An 18,710-nucleotide genomic window follows, 5' to 3' on the forward strand; every position below is an offset into this window, starting at 1 on the left:
ATCAATACAATGCCTTCTTAAGAAGAACTCTACTCGGTTGGAATACTGTCGGAGTCTACAAAATAGGATCTGATTTCGCTATCAATTCCCGTATTTATTAGAATTCCCGGGTTTTCTGTTTTGAATTCCTCCAGTACGGACGGAGAGATTTCCGTATCCCAGATGTACAAGTTTTTGAGGGTTTTCCATTCACGGAACAAGCCGACACTCTTGTCTCCTATTCCGGTTTCAAAGACTTTAAGCAACCGTATTTTCTGTAAAATTCTCAGGGTGTCGATCTCCTCATCGGAAATTGGGGTCTGATCAATTTCCAGCCATTCCAGGTTAGGGCAATTAGCGGCAAAAGACAATTCGTCCTGCCCTATCGGTAATCCGCTTAAATCCAATTCCACGATGTTCTCCCGGATAGGCATCAGATCCAATAGCATTTGGGCATGGTATTCAGGCGGCTTATAGGCATTTACTTTCAAGGCATTTGTAGTACCCGCCATACGGATCAGGCTTAGGTAATCCGAAGACAGATTAATTAAAGTGCTATCCGCTACTGCAGGAAGTGTTTCCCATTTTTTCAAAGGGTCAGGTATCATGAGGTCCCGGATCAGTTGGGACAAGGGCTCAGATGGTTCTAAATGTTCCAATCTCATGGTATCCGGAGCCCCAAGGGCTATCCAACGTTCCAGTATGCGGATCTCATCGGCCTCCAGGGGACGCTCGCCTTCAGGCGGCATATGTTCTTCGTCTCCTGAAGGTAAATGCAGACGTCTTATCATTTCGCTTTGTTCCGGCTGCCCCGGTATGATTGTATTACCGCTTTCTCCCCCTTTCAAAAGCGCGGACAGATCCGTCATCAGCAGGCCTCCTTTTTGTTTATTGGGGTTATGACATTGCACGCAATTGTTCTCCAAAATTGGCTGTACAATGTGGGTGTAAATAAGCGGGTTCTCAGGAATTTCTTGAGATTTCCTGGCTGAGGGAAGGGCAAGGAAATCCTCCCCATGTGTAACCATACCTCCGTAATGTCCTGTAAAGACGATTAGGCCTCCCATCAGGATCTGCATGCCTCTTATAAGGAACTTTGGTCTACGACCCATAGCCAGTAAACCATACCATATGGCCGCCAATATTGCCAAGGTAGCGCCCAGCCATTTATGCCAAAAGAGCAGATCGCCCTGGCTACCCGTTTCCTTCCCTAAAAAAAAGCCGGAAATAGCCGTTAGCAGGGCAGAAAGTACAGCGATGGTTAACAAAAGCTGTGATATGCGGGAACGGCTAGGATCTAAAAATATGACGATGATCAGAAGTACTATGGGAAAATGCAGGATAAGCGGATGCCATCTGCCAATCCAGGCGACCAGTGGAGGAAGTTCAATATAAGACTCAAACAACAGGCAAAAGATAAGGAATATTGACAGGCCAAAAATGACATAATCGGCCCATTTGCTTTTAAAGGTGTTTGCCATGGACTACGCTAATATGTCTTTGACAACATGACCCGCTACATCCGTCAGTCGGAAGCGACGCCCTTGATATTTGTAAATAAGTTGTTCGTGATCCAGGCCCATGGTATGCAACAAAGTGGCGTGAAAGTCATTGATGTGCACCGGGTTTTCCACTACATTGTATCCAAACTCATCCGTCTGACCATAATTCAGTCCAGGCTTTATGCCGCCACCGGCCATCCAGATACTAAAGGCCCGGGGATGATGGTCCCGGCCGTAATTATCCGGGTTGAACTTACCCTGGCAATAATTGCCGCGGCCAAACTCTCCACCCCAGATCACCAGGGTATCTTCCAGCATACCCCTTTGTTTCAGGTCTAAGACCAATGCTGCTGAAGCCTGATCCACATCTTTGGCCTGTCCGGACATTTCTTCGTGAAGATTGCCATGCTGGTCCCAGCCCTGATGATAAAGCTGTATAAAACGCACCCCGTTTTCTGCCAGTCGCCTTGCCTGTAGGGCGTTAGCCGCATAGGTTCCAGGCACCTGACAATCCTCACCATATAACTTGATGATGTGTTCCGGTTCCTTGGAGATATCCATAACGTCTGGCACCGACATCTGCATTCTATAGGCCATTTCGTATTGTGCTATGCGGGATTCTATCTCATCGTCACCTGTTTCTACATGATGTAGTTTGTTCAGTGAAGACACATGATCCAGCAAATGTCTTTTATCCGACCTTGAAAGTCCTTCCGGGTCATTCAAATAGAGTACCGGATCCTTGCCTGAGCGAAGTAATACCCCTTGGTGCTTGGAATCCAAAAATCCGCTGGACCACAACTTGGCATACAAGCCCTGACTATTGCCTTTTCCTCTAGAGGTAAGTACTACGAAAGACGGCAGGTTCTTATTTTCACTTCCCAGGCCATAACTCAGCCAGGAACCCATACAGGGCCTCCCTGAGATCTGACTTCCTGTCTGAAAGAAGGTAATGGCCGGATCGTGATTTATAGCTTCGGTATGCATACTTCGGATCACCGTGATCTCATCTGCGATCTTAGCGGTATAAGGAAAGAAATCGCTGATCCAGGTGCCGCTTTGTCCATGCTGCTGAAATCCGATTTTAGGAGGCATCAGAGGAAATTTATCCTGATTTGCCGTCATCCCTGTCAGTCGTTGTCCGTTCCGGATAGATTCCGGCAGGTCTTCGCCCATTCTCTTGCGCAGGGTTGGTTTGTGATCAAAGGTTTCTAACTGGGAGGGAGCTCCGGCCTGGAACAGATAAATGATGCGCTTTGCCTTAGGGGCAAAATGCCGTACCCCCAGGCCCAAGGCCTTAGCCTCATTGGAGGGGCCTTTAAACAGGTCCGGGATAAGCAATGAGCCCAGAGCCAGGGAACCAATTCCTATGCTTAATTGCGAAAAAAAATGCCGACGGTTAACCTTCAGGGAAGGTTTCTCTTTCGGTTCGTGATGATGATGGCCCATGACTTTATTCTTTGGTTATGGTTTCGTCCAGATTATAGATCACTTGTGCTGTTAACATCAAGGCTGCGGTCCTTGCCGGATCCGTGTTCAATTGTTCGTATTCCCCTACGGACACCAGTTGTTCTGCCTCCTCTTTACTCGCCAAATAGGTTTCCAGGGCGTCTTCGTAATAGGCATTCAGGGTAGTGAGTTCTTCTTCCTTTGGAGGACGCACCAAAATGTTTTCAAATACGTTCTTTACCGTATTCCGGCTGTCTTCATTTTTCTTTATTTCGCGTTGCGCCATGACCCGTGCAGCCTCCAGGACCTGGATATCATTCTGAAGGGCCAGGGCTTGAAGAGGCGTATTGGTCTTCTGACGCCGAACTTCACAAAAATCCCGGGTTGGGGCATCGAATATGGTCATACTTGGCGGAGGCAAAGTGCGTTTCCAAAAGGTGTAGAGTGAACGGCGATACAGATCCTCACCCTTATCGGGAACGTATTTGGTTAAAGTACCTCTTTCTCCTCCTGCATTGGTCTCTTCCCATAAGCCCGGGGGTTGGTAAGGCCTTACGCTTGGCCCGCCGATCTCCGGGTTAAGCAGACCACTTGAAGCCAAGATGTAATCCCTGATCATCTCGCCATCCATTCGAAAGCGAGGTGCCCGGGCAAGCCAGATATTCTCCGGATCAGCTTTTTTAAGGTCTGGCCGAAGATTGGATTTTTGTTGATAGGTGGCGGAGAGCATGATCTTCTTTAAAAGATATTTGATGTCCCAGTCGTTTTCCATAAAATCCGCGGCAAGCCAGTTCAGCAATTTAGGGTGAGAAGGCAGGCTGCCTTGTACCCCGAAATCCTCAGAGGTCTCCACCAATCCCCTGCCAAAGATCATTCCCCAAATTCGGTTTACAAATACCCTGGCTGTTAAGGGGTTTTTCTTATCGGTTAACCATTGCGCCAGTCCCAATCTGTTCCTGGGTAAATCCTCGGGAAACGGATAGATCTGTGCAGGGGTATTGGGTTCAACCGAATCCGTCGGTTGATCGTATTCTCCGCGATTTAGGACAAATGTCGTCTTGGGAGCGGAATCGTTCATCACCATGACCTTAACCTCCGGTTTTTTGGACATGTTGATGAAGGAAAGTACATCATCCGTCTCCTCCGCCGTTATTTCAATGTATGGAGGATCTGCAAAGAACCCTTCTTTCGCCGCCTGTACCGCATCCATCTGAAGGCCTTTTTCATTCACCTGGTTAAAAAAGGCGAAGAGCTCAAAATAATCTTGTTGCGAGATCGCATCGTATTTGTGGTCGTGGCAACGGGCACACTCCAGCGTAAGTCCTAACAGGCCTTTACCGAGGGTGTTGGTGCGATCCAGCACGTAATTCGTACGATATTCTTCCTGAATCACCCCGCCTTCCTGAGTGATCGGATGGTTCCTGTTGAAACCGGTTGCCAGGATCTGTTCCTTATTGGCATCGGGTAAGAGGTCTCCGGCCAGTTGCCAGGTGAGGAACTCATCGTAAGGCATGTTCTTATTAAAGGCGTGTATGACCCAGTCCCGCCAGGGCCACATGGTGCGGTAACTATCGTCCTGGTATCCGTGAGAATCCGCATATCGGGATAAATCCAACCAGGACTGTGTCATGCGTTCTCCATAAGCAGGCGAGGCCAAAAACACGTCTATGGCAGCGGCGATGGTCTCAGTGGAATTATCCGCCATCAGGGTCTGAACCTGTTCTCGTTGCGGAGGCAGCCCTGTAAGGTCCAGGCTTATTCTACGAATCAGCGTTTCCTTTGAAGCCTTCTCAGAGGGGATGAGGCTTTTTTCTTCAAGTTTTGCAAGGATAAAAGCATCGATCTCGTTTTGAACCCAATCGGTGGTTTGTACAGTAGAAAGTTCCTCCTTTTCCGGTGGAATATAGGCCCAATGCTTTTCGAATCCTGCTCCCTGTTCAATCCATTTTTTGATCAATCGTTTCTCATAAGAATTCAAACTCAACTTAGAGTCAGGGGGTGGCATTAAAAAATTGGGATCCGTAGCCATGATGTGTTGGTACAGCAGGCTCTGGCCCGGTTTTCCGGGTACAAGTGCATACTTCCCGGGGCTTTCCCTTAATTCTAAAAACGCGGTCTCTTCCAAATCCAGACGTAGGTTGGCCTTGCGTTTGTTGGCATCAGGACCGTGGCAGGTATAGCAATTATCCGAAAGGATAGGTTTTATGTGGAAGTTGTAGTCTACCTGATCCGGGACCTTCATTTCCGCATATTCATCGGAACCTCCATCAAAAAAATGGGAAGTAAATCCATATAAGAGCGCAGCAAGCACGGCTAATATGGCAATGAGTACTATTTTCTGTTTCATAGGTCTGGATCAGTTTCTGCACCATCAACCCTTAAAGTTACTAAAATCCACAGGACAATGACAAAGCCCCAGGCTCATCCTTAAATTAAATCACATAATGGTCTTAAGCCGTGTTATAAAGCAAAATCGGGAAAGATGGAGTTCCGGGATTGCTCGCTACAAAAACAAAAACATGCTGAAAGTCAGCTTACGGTTCCCCTTTTTCCAAAGCTTCGTTTTGCTGTCCCTGTAAAAAGGCGAGCAGATCGGCCATTTGCTGGGCATCTATGGCGGTTTCCAGGCCTTCCGGCATCATGGAAACCCCGGTTGAGGTAAAACTGCTGAGGTTTTGCTTTTGGATGGATACTGTTTCGCCACCGGTCATACGCAGAGACACCTCTTTATCCGTATCCTTTTCTACCAAGCCGAAGTAGATGGTACCCTCTGAATTGACCACCTTGTGATTGAGATAGCGGGTATCCACAGCGGCGTTCGGGTCCAGGATGTCATGCAAGAGAGTTTCTTTGCTTTTCCTGCTGATCTCTGTAAGTACGGGCCCCACATCCACCCCTACTTCTCCATAAATGTGACAGCTGGCGCATTGCTGCTCAAAAGTTACCCTTCCGGACTGGCTATTCCCGGCAAGTTCCAGGGCGGGCCTCATTTTATCAATTACCTGCCTCCTGGTGACCACACCGCCATCAGAAAAAAGCGCTTCTGCTCTTTTACGGATCTTGTCATCATCAGAAAAAAGCAGCGCCCGCCTTCTTTCCAGGTCCAGGTTGAATTCCCCAAGGCTTACCTCTCCTTTTTCCATGGCAGATAACAGTAGTGGGTGGTTCTCGCTTTTGTACAATAGGATATCCGTGGCCAATTTTCTCGATTCAGGTCCCAGGTTTTCCCATCGTGACAGCAACTCCCGGCCAATGTTCTTATCACCGGACTCCCAAAGCTGCTTTAAGGCCTCTTTCTGGAGTTTCAAAGGCATTTTGCCATCGAGCAGATTATAGAGCAAGGCAGCCCTTCGACCAAAATCATCAACAGCTACAAACTGTAGTTGGGCCAGAAGTTCCTCTGAAAAAACCTCAACCTTATTAAGGTTAGCGTAAGCCGTTCTAAGATTTTGCCGGATTGCTGGAGACAGGGGTATACCTAGTTCTTTGCGAAAGTCCGCACTGGCCATCAGTAGACTGGCAGAAGCGTCCTTCTCAATAAGGTTCAGTGCTTGAGTAATGGTCGCGTTTGTTCGCAAGCCATTATTTCTATTTTCATTGATACGGATCCCGGAGGTCAGTGCAGCGATCATATCGGCCTTTGCCTGCTCGGATATTTCTTTATTGGCGAGCCGATTTAAGATCAGTGCCAGCTGTTTTTGCGCTCCATCCTGGCCTACGATCTGTGCCTGGATTTGAAACAATGCCGCCGCATTGGGACTTATCTCTTCCTGCAGCTCCAACAGATTCGAGAATAAAGCAAAAGCATAGGGTTTGCCCAAAGATGCCATGGCGTTCACAATCCAGGTATCCGTGCGTTGATTTTGGAGCAGGATGTCAAATTTCTTGATCAATCCAGTGATGTCTCCGGGTGTCATCTTGGCCTGGACCGCGTTTAGGCTCAACAGCGCCTGCATTTGTACCCTTGGGGTTTTATCCTCAACCAAGTCAAGCACCATTTCTTTTAGCTCAGAATTTTCTATTATACGGTACTCGGCAATCTTCAGGGCATTCTCCCGCAGGTAAGCTTCTTCATCTCCCAACACCGTTTTTAGTTCCTTGTCTTCAAGTGCTCCCAGACCTTCCAAAACCCACATGCTGTGAAGACGTGCCAGAGGCTTATCGGAATTTTTCAATTGGGCTTTTAGGGCTGGAATAAGTGCTACAACCGAGTCCGTGACCAGCAGGCGATGGGCCGTGTTACGTACCCATTGGTTAGGGTGGCCCAAAGCTGTGACCAGGGAATCCGGAGTATTGAAATCTGGTCGAGTGGTTTCCGGAATGCTATTCTTCCTGGTGATTTTGTAGATCCGACCCTTTTCTTTTCCTGCATGGAGATCCATTTCCGCTTCCATTTCATCAGGGATCCATTCCGGGTGTTCTATGACTTCCCTGTGCATATCCAATAAATAAAGGGACCCCCCTGGGCCTACCTCCATATTTACCGGCCTGAAAGCCCTGTCTGTGGAGGCCAGGAATTCTACTTTGTCTCCATAGCGAAAAGCTTCGAAGGAGGTCTCATCAGGACTTAGCAGATCCATATGTACCAGGTTCAAGACACAATCCGCTACCAGTACGGGTGATCTGTAATCTGCCGGAAAACTTCCACCCCCATAATAGGTAATACCACAAGCTCCTGAAAAATAACCGGATTGTTCGGGATGATTCACCCTGGTGTCCTGCTCCCCAATGGGATAGATGCGGGAGAGGCCATTTTCGTCGTGGTTGGAGACGTTAATCAGTGCATGGGAAGGGGCTCCGGGTAAGTCCTCGAGAAAGCGGTCTTCCATGACCAGATGTGAAATATGTTCCAGGTTATGGGTCTCAAACAAATGGCCCCATTCGTTAAAAGTAAGTTTAAAACCTCCGGAAGATTCCCCAAAGGCTATGATCTGTTTACTGTTCAGGTCGAATTTCATATCCCTGCCTTTCAGATCAACGGCTTCATCCGCTTTTCCCGGAAAATATGGTTGACCGGAGTTTCCGCCATTGGCAGCATATATCCAATTGTCTAAGCCATAGGTAAGGCCATTAAAATTGTGTTGCAGGTTCTCATTGCTAAAACCACTCATATGCACCTGACGCTGATCTTCCTTTCCATCTCCATCGGTATCGGCAATCCAAAGCAGATCTGGCGGTGCTGCCACAAGGAAGCCCTTCTTATAAGGCATAAAGGAGGAAGCCACACCTAAATTTTCGGAGAACATTTTACGTTGGTCGTAAATTCCATCAGCATCCGTATCCAGGAGTTCCACCAATCTGCTTTCGGCATCCCGGAGCGGATATCCCGGCATTTCGAGTACATAGGTCCTGCCGTTTTCGTCGAATTTCATTTCAACCGGATCAAAAACCAGGGGCTCTGAAGCCACAAGTTCCAGATCAAACTCAGGATGGATCACAAAGCCTTCAGGCGGAATTTTTTCTTTAGGGCCACAGGCCAGAAAACAACTGAGGAATACTAATAGATAACAATAGGAGAATCGCATATGAGCAGAGGGTATTTCCAAATCAAAAACAATGGTTTTGCCTGATAGAAAGATACCAAAAAAATGCGTGAAAAGCTTCCGGGGCTGAATTGCACTCTCGATACAGCTCTAAGACCCGAGGTAGAGTGCAACCAAACCTTCAGGGGTGGTCACAAAAATAGTTTTGTTTTCCCGGTCTACACGGGTGATAATGTCATCATTAATAGGGATCAGCAATTGTTTGCCGTCCTTTTCAACTTCAAACAAGGCCTGTGAAGCACTATCATTGACACTTTTAATCACTCCAATATTTCCATGAACGGAATCCTGAAGCGAAAAACCGATTACCTCGTGGTAGTAAAACTTATTGCCGGTTAATTTGGGAAGAAGCTGAAGTGGCAGGTACAATTCCGCACCCATGATCTGGTCTGCGGCTTCTTCGGTGGAGACATCCTCAAATTGAATGCGTAACAAACTGGATTTGTGCAACCTGCTATTTACAATAAAAAATGGAACCAGGCTGTTTCCTAATGAAACAAAAACTGATTCCATTTTCTCGTATATCTCGGGATCGTCTGTATCCAGTTTAACCAGTACTTCTCCCTTATAGCTGTATTTTGAAACGATCTTGCCCAGGTAGAAACATTCCTCCTTCTGCATATCGATCGCTTATAGGCTTATTCCTCTTCGCTGGATGCTTTGGCTTCCTCCTCAGTATCCGCCTCTGCAGCTGCTTCTTCAGCAACTTCTGCTGCTGGTGCTTCTTCAGCTGCTGCTTCTGCTGGAGCTTCCTCGGCGGCAGGTGCCTCCTCTACCGGAGCTTCTTCAGCTACCTCTGCTGCAGGAGCTTCTTCTACTGCAGCCTCTGCAGCCACTTCTTCAGTCGCTACAGCCTCCTCTACGGCTTCTGTTGCCTCTTCGGTCGCTGCGGCTACTTCTTCAGTTCCTTCAGCTTCTGCGGTTTCAGCTGCTTCGGCTTCTGCTGCTGCCAGGGCTCTTTTTTCATTGACCTCTTTCTCAGCCTCCAGAGCTTTTGCTTTCGCTTCCGCTTTGGCTTTTGCCAGACCTTCTGTCTTTTTGGCAACGGTCTTTTCTTTTTCTTCTAACCAGGCCTTGAATTTTTCTTCAACCTGCTCTTCGGTCAGAGCGCCTTTTCTAACTCCGCCTAACAGGTGGTGCTTAAGAAGTACTCCCTTGTAAGATAGGATCCTACGTGCAGTATCTGAAGGTTGAGCCCCGTTCTGTAACCACTTTACGGAGTTATCAACATTAATTTCAATGGTGGCTGGATTGGTGTTTGGGTTGTAAATTCCTAGTTTTTCAAGGAATTTTCCATCTCTCTTTGCGCGGGAGTCCGCTGCTACTACCCAATAAAACGGTTTACCTTTTTTACCGTGTCTCTGTAATCTTATTCTAACTGGCATATCACATTAATTTTGTAGGGTGCCCGACCCTCGGTTATTAATACTTTTCCCTTAAAAAGGGCTGCAAATATACCGCTATTTCTATAAATACCAATACAATAAAGAAAATAATCGCACTTTTAATAGCGCGTTGATAAATCCTGATAACTCCACTTTTGAAGACTGGTCCATTTCCATATTTTTATAGCCTGGAACATGCTGGTGAAAAATGTGGATATTAGATTCTTCGGCAGGCAGAACTCAAAACTAAACTTTCGCAATTAAAGACTTTTTATGTATCTGATATTCGATACGGAAACTACAGGACTTCCCAAACGATGGGACGCACCTATCAGTGATACGGACAACTGGCCCAGATGTATACAGATCGCCTGGCAACTGCATGACGAGCTTGGGAATCTTCTGGACCACCAGGATTACCTGGTAAAGCCGGAGGGCTTCAATATTCCGTACGACGCTGAAAAGATACACGGGATCTCCACTGAACTAGCGGAAGAACAAGGCATTCCACTTGAAACTGCCCTGGAACGGTTTCAGGAAGCCCTGGATCAAAGTCAGTTTATCGTCGGGCAGAACGTAGGCTTTGATGTCAACATTATGGGTGCTGAGTTCTTCAGGCTTGGGATCGAAAACCAGCTGCAGGAACTTCCCGTTCTGGATACCTGCACAGAGGAAACTGCCCTGCTTTGTAAGATCCCGGGAGGCAGAGGGGGAAAGTTTAAGCTACCTACCCTGACCGAACTTCACGAATACCTTTTTGAGGAGCCTTTTGCAGAGGCCCATAATGCTTCGGCGGATGTAGAGGCTACCACCCGCTGTTTCCTGGAATTATTGAGAAGAAAGGAATTCAGTCTGGAACAGTTGAAGGCTTCAACCGACTATTTTGAGCGTTTTACTGATGCCAATCCGGGGACGATCGCTCCGGTTGGACTGAAACACATCAACCTTAAAGAGGCTTCCAGAAAGATTGCCGAAAAGCTGGAGCAGCAGACCACAACGGTCATCTCTTCGGACGAGATCAACGCCAATGTGGCATCCCTTAAGGACGCTCCTTTTGCGCATTTGCACAACCACTCCCAGTTTTCCGTATTGCAATCTACGATTCGAATCAAGGATTTGGTGCAGGCCGCAGCTGATCACGGTATGCCGGCCGTAGCCCTGACGGACCACGCCAATATGATGGGCGCTTTTCACTTTGTACGAGAAGTTAAGGCTCATAATGCCAAAGTAAAGGAGCAAAAAGAGACCACCGAGGAAGGCGAAGAGCAAACTGAACTACGGGAAATAAAGCCTATTCTGGGTTGTGAGTTCTTTGTCTGTGAAGATCATGCGAATAAAAACGTCAAAGATTACGGCCACCAGATCGTGATGCTGGCCAAAAACAAAAACGGTTACCACAACCTGGCCAAGATGTCCTCCCTGGCCTATACGGACGGCTTTTACTATGTGCCGAGGATTGACAAGCAGATCGTGGAGCAATTCAAGGACGACATTATTGTGCTCAGCGGGAATCTCTACGGAGAGGTTCCTTATAAGATATTGAACCAGGGTGAACGGCAGGCAGAGGAGGCCCTTTTGTGGTGGAAAGAGATCTTTAAGGACGATTTCTATATAGAAGTCATGCGGCACGGACAGGAAGACGAAGACCGGGCCAACCTGGGATTGATTGCCATGGCTAAAAAGCACGGTGTAAAACTGGTAGCCACCAATAACTCTTACTACTGCGCTAAGGAAGATGCCGATGCTCATGACATTCTACTTTGTGTAAAAGAGGGCGAAAAGCAGGCCACCCCTATTGGCAAGGGCCGGGGATACCGCTTTGGTTTGCCCAACCAGGAATACTACTTTAAGTCGGCCGACGAAATGAAGGCCCTTTTCAAAGATATCCCCGAATCCATTCTGAATATACAGGAGATCATGGATAAGGTCACCCCTTTTGACCTGGCGCGGGATGTACTACTTCCAAAATTTGAGATCCCTGCGGAGTTTATAGTTGAAGAAGATGAGAAGGACGGAGGGAAAAGAGGAGAAAACGCCTATTTGAAACATATCACTTTCCAGGGCGCTAAAAAGCGCTATGGTGAGATAACGGAGGAAATTGAAGAGCGGCTGGATTTTGAACTTACTACCATCGCGAATTCCGGTTATCCGGGTTACTTCCTGATCGTTGAAGACTTTATTCGAGAGGCCAGGAATATGGGAGTTTCAGTAGGCCCTGGTCGGGGTTCTGCCGCGGGATCTGTGGTTGCCTATTGCCTGGGAATCACCAATATAGATCCCTTAAAGTACGACCTGCTTTTTGAGCGCTTCCTGAATCCGGACAGGGTAAGTATGCCGGATATTGATATTGATTTTGACGATGAAGGCCGTGGAAAGGTGATGGACTATGTGATTGAAAAATACGGAGCCAACCAGGTAGCCCAGATCATTACTTATGGTACTATGGCGGCTAAATCTTCCATCCGCGATACGGCACGGGTGTTAGACCTGCCGCTGAACGACGCGGACCGGATCGCGAAGCTTATCCCAACCATGTCTAAACTAGGGAAGATCTTTGGAGTTCCTGAAGCAGAGCTGAAAAAGCGCTTCCGTTCAGACGATATGGCCAAGGTGAATGAGTTATTGAATATTTCCGAGGGGGACGATCTGGAGGCCCAGACCGTCAATATGGCCAGGGTACTGGAAGGATCCCTCAGGAATACGGGTATACACGCCTGTGGGGTGATCATCACTCCGGATGATATCACCAATTTTGTGCCGGTTGCCACAGCTAAGGATTCTGATCTCTATGTGACACAGTTTGACAACTCCGTGGTGGAAAGCGCTGGGCTGTTGAAAATGGATTTCCTCGGTCTTAAGACATTAACCCTTATCAAGGACACCGTCAAGATCGTAAAAGCCAAACACGGCATTGAATTGATACCGGATGATTTCCCCCTGGACGACGAGAAGACCTACGAGCTGTTCCAGAGAGGCGATACGGTTGGGATCTTCCAGTACGAATCCGTGGGTATGCAGAAGCATTTGAAGGATCTGAAACCCTCTGTTTTTGACGACCTCATCGCCATGAACGCCCTGTACCGGCCTGGACCTATGGAATACATCCCGAGTTTTATTGCCAGGAAACATGGGCGGGAAGAGATCACTTATGATCTTCCTGAAATGGAAGAATACCTTAAAGAGACCTATGGGATCACGGTGTATCAGGAGCAGGTGATGTTGTTATCTCAAAAACTGGCAGGCTTTTCCAAGGGTGAAGCCGACGTTCTGCGGAAGGCCATGGGTAAAAAGATCTTTGCCCTGCTGCAAAAACTACAACCCCAATTCCTGGATGGAGGGGAAAAGAACGGCCACCCAAGAGAAGTGCTGGAGAAGATATGGAAAGACTGGGAGGCCTTTGCGTCCTACGCATTTAATAAAAGTCACTCTACCTGTTACGCTTACATCGCCTACCAGACGGCTTACCTGAAGGCGCACTACCCTGCCGAATATATGGCGGCTGTGCTCTCTAACAATATGAACGATATTAAGCAGGTGACCTTCTTTATGGAAGAGTGTAAGCGGATGGGACTGGAAGTTCTTGGCCCGGATGTGAATGAATCTTATTACAAGTTCGCAGTAAACAAAGACAATGCGATCCGCTTTGGGATGGGTGCTGTTAAAGGAGTTGGTAAATCTGCGGTAGACACCATTGTGGGAGACCGGAAAGAGAACGGCCCTTACCGCTCTGTTTTTGACCTGGCCAAACGGGTAGACCTGAGAGCTGCAAACAAAAAATCATTTGAGAACCTTGCCCTGGCCGGTGGTTTTGATTCCTTCGGAGGTACCCATAGGGCGCAGTATTTTCACAAGGAAAATGACGATATCACTTTTCTGGAAAAGGTGATTAAATACGGGGCGAAGTACCAGGAGAACGAAAATTCCTCCCAGGTGAGTCTTTTTGGCGAAGCCAGCGAAGTACAGATCCCGGAACCCACCGTACCACCATGCGAAGAATGGGGTACTATGGAAAAACTTAGAAGGGAAAAGGAAGTGGTTGGTATATATATCTCCGGGCATCCGCTGGATGACTTTAAGACGGAGATCAATGCCTTTAGCAATGCGGACGTATCTTTCTTTAGTGATCTGGAGAACTATGTAAACCGGGAACTTTCGTTTACCGGCGTAATCACGGATGTACAGCATCGCACCTCCAAAAATGGAAAAGGTTGGGCCTTGTTTACCCTGGAGGACTATACCGAATCTCATGAATTCCGCATTTTCGGGGAGGAATATCTGAAATTCCGGCATTTTTTAATGATCAACTCCTTTGTGTTTATCAAAGTATACGTCAGGGATGGCTGGGTGAACCGGGATACCGGTAAAAAGGGAGATCCGAGGCTGCAATACAATCATTTTATGCTGTTGCAGGATGTAATGGAGACCTTTGCCAAAAAGCTGACCATAAAGCTGGATATCGCCCGATTGCAGGAAAAACGAATCAAAGATCTGAAAGACACATTGAGAGCCCATAAAGGCAAGCATTCTTTGAATTTTGTGGTCTACGAAATGGAGGAGGAGATCAAGGTAAGCCTGTCCAGCAGGAAACAAAAAGTACAGATCAGCAGTGAACTGCTGTCGACATTGCAGGAGCAGGATGTGCATTATAAATTGAATTAAAAACAGCGCTTTGCCCATAACCACGGCGGTCAGGGGCTTTCAGACCCATAAATTCCGTCAATATAGCGATAGGCAAAACGAATCTTAGGGTTGTAAGTAAACAGACCATAATTTGACTAACTTTGCGTAATTATAAAAACAGATAACATGGCACTAGAGATAACCGATGCTACTTTTGACGAAGTAGTACTTAAAAGTGATAAACCTGTAGTAGTAGACTTTTGGGCAGCATGGTGCGGTCCCTGTAGGATGGTTGGCCCGATCATTGACGAGGTAAGCCAGGAATACGAAGGCAAAGCAGTAGTTGGAAAGGTTGATGTTGATGCGAACCAGGAATTTGCCGCTAAGTATGGAGTAAGGAACATTCCTACCGTTCTGGTATTCAAGGATGGTGAGATCGTTAACCGTCAGGTTGGGGTTTCTCCAAAGAAAGTATACACAGACGCTATTGAAGCGGTACTTTAATTAGAAAAGATTTCTCAGTTTTAAAAAAGGTTTGGCAAATGCCAAGCCTTTTTTCGTTTATATTCGTCCTGTGGATCTACAATCCGAATTACATAAGGCCTCATTGTTTCAAAACCTGGAGTTATTGGCAAACCAGGTGGTGGAAGGCTTTATCAGTGGGATACACAAGAGTCCCTTTCACGGTTTCTCTGCAGAATTTGCCGAGCACAAGATTTACAACACCGGGGAGAGCACCAAACACATAGACTGGAAGCTCTTTGCCAAGACAGACAAGCTGTACACCAAGCGGTACGAAGAGGAGACCAATCTCCGCTGCCATATGATTCTGGACAATTCTGCCTCCATGTATTATCCTGAAGTGGGACAGTTGAGCATAGACAACCTCAACAAGATCGGCTTCGGGGTCCTGGCTATTGCGGCCTTGATGAATATACTGAAGAAGCAGCGGGACGCGGTGGGATTGAGCGTATTTTCGGATAATTATAGTTTCTATACACCTGAAAAAGGGAGCGAAAGGCACCATCAGATGTTGTTGTCCAAGCTGAACGAGATCTCTAAAAACACTAGTCCAGCCAAGGAGACCCGCACCTATACCTATTTGCATCAGATCGCGGAAAAGATAAAGCGCAGAAGCCTTATCATACTGTTTACCGATATGTTCCAGGCCACTATGGACGATAAAGAACTCTTCAACGCTTTACGGCATTTGAAGTATAACAAACATGAGGTGGTTTTGTTCCATTTGCTGGATAACAAAACCGAGGTTGACTTTGATTTTGAGAACGTGCCCAAGCGTTTTGTAGACGTAGAGACCGGCGAACATATTGATCTCTATGCAGATACCATTAAGGATGCCTACAAGGAAACCCTGGAAGAATCTATAAAAAGACTACAACTGCAGTGTGCTCAATACAAGATCAAATATGTGGGGGTAGACATTGGGCAATCCTTTGCTAAGGTCTTGAACACCTTTATGATTGAGCGGCAGAAATTTGTTTAGACCGCTTTGCATTTTTAAAAATTTTGTTTGCGGAATTCATTTAGCGGCGTATATTTGCACACGCTTTATAAAAGCAACTGTAGCATGGTTTGAATCTGACTGTTGTCAGAGTCTGTTCACAGATAAAATCATTGGTCTGGTAGTTCAGTTGGTTAGAATACCTGCCTGTCACGCAGGGGGTCGCGGGTTCGAGTCCCGTCCAGACCGCAATGAAGTAAAACCCTTCACATGTAATGTGGAGGGTTTTTTCATTTTGAAGCATTTGAGCGTGCTCGGAAGTGTAGAGAAATGAAAAAAACATTGACGGCAAAGCCGTCGAAGGGTTTACTTCATTGCTGGGCCCACCCTTGTGGCCGCTTCCGAACCATAGGTGAGGAAGCAATCCCATCCAAACCATTATTAAGCACTCGAGCTTGCTCAGAAGTGCGGAGAAATGAAAAAAACATTGACGGCATAGCCGTCGAAGGGTTTACTTCATTGCTGGGCCACCCCTTTGGGCCCATTTCGAGCATAGCGAGAAATGAATCCCGTCAAGGCAGATACTGATTAGGACGAGTGATTTTGTTTTTACCTTGTTCATTTTGTCTTGATACAAATGCGAAGCATTCAGGAATACCGTATTATTAAATAGACAAGCGATGAGTAAAAGAACCAACCCGCCCGTACCGAACGGCACCTGCCCGAATGGCAAGGCGGGCGTTCGGGCCGGAATTCAAGAAGGTTTTAAATGAAATTTTTGCCGTTGGCAAAACCACGGCTGCTGCTATCGCTGCATGCTCTCTTCCGCCTTGTCAGGTTTCCATTAAAATTGACCTTCCAAAACCCAACGGCGGAACGCACTTCCGCTGGCAGCATCGCTATTTCTGAAAAACCTTCATTCTTTAACTTTTTGTCTAATTGAGGGGCCTCCTTCTCCGAAGTATAGGCGAAGAAAGCTTCGACTGGTAACCTCCAGGTACAAAGGCTGGAGGGAGAAGTTTCTGAGCTGGTTTTGCTTGCCCGACCGAAAGAAGGGCAATGCAAAAATACATACGGAGAAGGTGTCCTTTTTGAATTCCTTTTTGGACAAGCAAAAAGGAATAGGACATAAAATAGAAAGTCTATACACAAGATTATTACTTGCACAGATTGCAAATCCGCGCGAACTTGGTAGCTAGGTTTTCTAGTCAAAATCACTTAGAACTTAAAACCTAAAACGATCCAAGCTCACCTAAACACCCAAACTTAAATCTTCTATACGCCTCCAATAGAATATCTGTCCTTAAAATCAAACCGGAGTGCATTAGCGTTATTTATTGCAGTATTACATGGAAAGATTAAATGTTAAATATTTGTAGGAATAAAGCTACATTTATTAACTTAGAAAGGAACATAAAACCTATTAAAAATGAAAAATTCCAAATTGTATTACCTGATTTTTACGCTAGTTTTTCTAGGCGCTTGTACTACAGACCCCGACGTTAATGAAGACGCCTCCATTACCGATGAAAGTCTGACTGTCGTTTCTGCACGTGGTGTTACTTGTGATAATGCGCTGAATGGACCTTCTTCGGTTCAGGCAAACTCTACAAGATCGTATTCGGTTACTCCCATATCCCCTACAACCAACCCTTCTTCAATCCAATGGTCCACCGACACACCTACTATGACCATTGCATCTGGTCAGGGGACAACTAATGTAAGTGTAAGTTTTTCATCTTCGTTTAACGGAGGCAACTTAACAGTGTCAATCAATGGCGGTGTATGCCAGACCATTAAATATATTAGTAAAAATGGAATCTGTACTGATGACTGTGGGGACAACTTCGGAGGTTCTTATGGGGTAACCAGTAGCTATTATATTTATCCTGCAGAGAGTTTTGATGTGAGTTGCGTTGCCAACGGAAATAATCTTAGGATGTTTGTTAGTCCTGCTACCGTTCCGAATAGATTTACAATAAAAAACAGTAGCGGTAGTGTGGTTGCCAGTTCAGGTTGGATTGGCACCGCCAACTATCCAGGTCCCTGGGGATTCTCTCTTTCTTCTGGAGCCACCAATTTAAACTTTACAAAGACCAGCAATACGTATACCCTGACAGTGGAAACCGCCACACCTCCCAATCAAACGGATTCCTGGAGTGCAAGCCTGACTTGTCAGTAAAGGTTGTACGTTATTTAAGGAGGGAAAACCCCATGCTCTTACCGGTTTGTAGCTGGTGATTTTAAGTAAGAGAAAGGATAGTTCTTCACAAAGACCACGGCATTAGTGCCGTGGTTTTTTTTACACTTTGTAAATTGAAATTGGTCTTAAAAACGAATCCCCCAAAACAATTTTCTTATTTTACTAAATCAACACTTACAACAATGCCGGGCCACGGCTCATTTTGATAGATCCAATCTTTTCTTTCTGAGCCAAATCCAGTATCTAGCCCTACCGCTAATCCTAAGCCTAATTTATTTACTCCTATAATAAATATCGCCCCATAATTTAATCCAAAAACCTAAGTTCATCTCTTCAAGAGTTTAAGTTCAACTTTTTGAAATGTATAGAATTCTAAACGTCGAAGGTAAAGCGTTGAATTATAGGTGTTTAATGTTAAGTTTTAAATACTAAGTTTTCTAGTCAAAATCCTTAGTATTTCTCAGCCGACTTCAACAAACCATGTTCGGCAAAAGCTACTGTCCAATGATAAGAATATGAACATATCAAGCACCATCCCTACCAATACTACGCCCACTTGGGCAGTGC

Annotated in this window: 9 protein-coding genes, 1 tRNA gene and 1 pseudogene; 5 read left to right on the forward strand and 6 right to left on the reverse strand. The window is 46.3% G+C overall.

Translation table 11 applies throughout. From position 1 onward, the window contains the following. Nucleotides 1-29: 29 nt before the first annotated feature. The 6 genes and pseudogenes from GTQ38_RS00750 to GTQ38_RS00775 all read right to left on the reverse strand — a co-directional run. Nucleotides 30-1,460: a c-type cytochrome domain-containing protein gene (locus GTQ38_RS00750; RefSeq protein ID WP_161433316.1), complete on the reverse strand. Its 1,431-nt coding sequence runs from the start codon at nt 1,458-1,460 to the stop codon at nt 30-32. 3 nt (nt 1,461-1,463) lie between these two features. Next, the gene (locus GTQ38_RS00755; protein ID WP_161433317.1) at nt 1,464-2,930 is read right to left on the reverse strand and encodes a DUF1501 domain-containing protein; all 1,467 of its coding nucleotides are present in this window, start codon (nt 2,928-2,930) and stop codon (nt 1,464-1,466) included. A gap of 4 nt (nt 2,931-2,934) precedes the next feature. Beyond that, a complete protein-coding gene (locus GTQ38_RS00760) occupies nt 2,935-5,277 on the reverse strand; it encodes a PSD1 and planctomycete cytochrome C domain-containing protein (RefSeq protein WP_161433318.1) in 2,343 nt (780 codons plus the stop codon). A 187-nt stretch (nt 5,278-5,464) separates the two neighbouring features. Then, entirely contained in the window at nt 5,465-8,476 is a 3,012-nt protein-coding gene (locus GTQ38_RS00765) for a PVC-type heme-binding CxxCH protein (RefSeq protein ID WP_161433319.1), read from the reverse strand. Nucleotides 8,477-8,563: 87 nt separating this feature from the next. Beyond that, nucleotides 8,564-9,094: a ribosome maturation factor RimM gene (rimM, locus tag GTQ38_RS00770; protein ID WP_161433320.1), complete on the reverse strand. Its 531-nt coding sequence runs from the start codon at nt 9,092-9,094 to the stop codon at nt 8,564-8,566. Between the two features lie 215 nt (nt 9,095-9,309). Further along, nucleotides 9,310-9,858, reverse strand: a pseudogene (locus tag GTQ38_RS00775) (30S ribosomal protein S16); the annotation flags it as partial. A 273-nt stretch (nt 9,859-10,131) separates the two neighbouring features. Between GTQ38_RS00775 and dnaE the strand changes: the two are divergent. The 5 genes from dnaE to GTQ38_RS00800 all read left to right on the forward strand — a co-directional run bounded on the left by dnaE (nt 10,132) and on the right by GTQ38_RS00800 (nt 18,122). Then, entirely contained in the window at nt 10,132-14,517 is a 4,386-nt protein-coding gene (gene dnaE / locus GTQ38_RS00780; protein ID WP_161433322.1) for a DNA polymerase III subunit alpha, read from the forward strand. Nucleotides 14,518-14,664: 147 nt separating this feature from the next. Beyond that, complete coding sequence (gene trxA, locus GTQ38_RS00785) at nt 14,665-14,982, forward strand: thioredoxin (RefSeq protein WP_161433323.1); 318 nt, start codon at nt 14,665-14,667, stop codon at nt 14,980-14,982. A gap of 70 nt (nt 14,983-15,052) precedes the next feature. Next, complete coding sequence (locus GTQ38_RS00790; RefSeq protein WP_161434021.1) at nt 15,053-15,982, forward strand: DUF58 domain-containing protein; 930 nt, start codon at nt 15,053-15,055, stop codon at nt 15,980-15,982. 133 nt (nt 15,983-16,115) lie between these two features. After that, nucleotides 16,116-16,189 (forward strand) — tRNA-Asp (locus GTQ38_RS00795). Between the two features lie 1,180 nt (nt 16,190-17,369). Further along, the gene (locus GTQ38_RS00800; RefSeq protein WP_161433324.1) at nt 17,370-18,122 is read left to right on the forward strand and encodes a hypothetical protein; all 753 of its coding nucleotides are present in this window, start codon (nt 17,370-17,372) and stop codon (nt 18,120-18,122) included. Nucleotides 18,123-18,710: the final 588 nt, after the last annotated feature.

The sequence above is a fragment of the Poritiphilus flavus genome, assembly GCF_009901585.1.
Classification (GTDB): Bacteria; Bacteroidota; Bacteroidia; order Flavobacteriales; family Flavobacteriaceae; genus Poritiphilus; species Poritiphilus flavus.

Bases quoted from the DNA above. Each gene is read 5' to 3' on its own strand.
- trxA (WP_161433323.1), top strand. From the start codon at position 14,665: ATGGCACTAGAGATAACCGATGCTACTTTTGACGAAGTAGTACTTAAA.
- GTQ38_RS00755 (WP_161433317.1), bottom strand. From the start codon at position 2,930: ATGGGCCATCATCATCACGAACCGAAAGAGAAACCTTCCCTGAAGGTT.
- dnaE (WP_161433322.1), top strand. From the start codon at position 10,132: ATGTATCTGATATTCGATACGGAAACTACAGGACTTCCCAAACGATGG.
- GTQ38_RS00800 (WP_161433324.1), top strand. From the start codon at position 17,370: ATGAAAAATTCCAAATTGTATTACCTGATTTTTACGCTAGTTTTTCTA.
- GTQ38_RS00760 (WP_161433318.1), bottom strand. From the start codon at position 5,277: ATGAAACAGAAAATAGTACTCATTGCCATATTAGCCGTGCTTGCTGCG.
- GTQ38_RS00750 (WP_161433316.1), bottom strand. From the start codon at position 1,460: ATGGCAAACACCTTTAAAAGCAAATGGGCCGATTATGTCATTTTTGGC.
- rimM (WP_161433320.1), bottom strand. From the start codon at position 9,094: ATGCAGAAGGAGGAATGTTTCTACCTGGGCAAGATCGTTTCAAAATAC.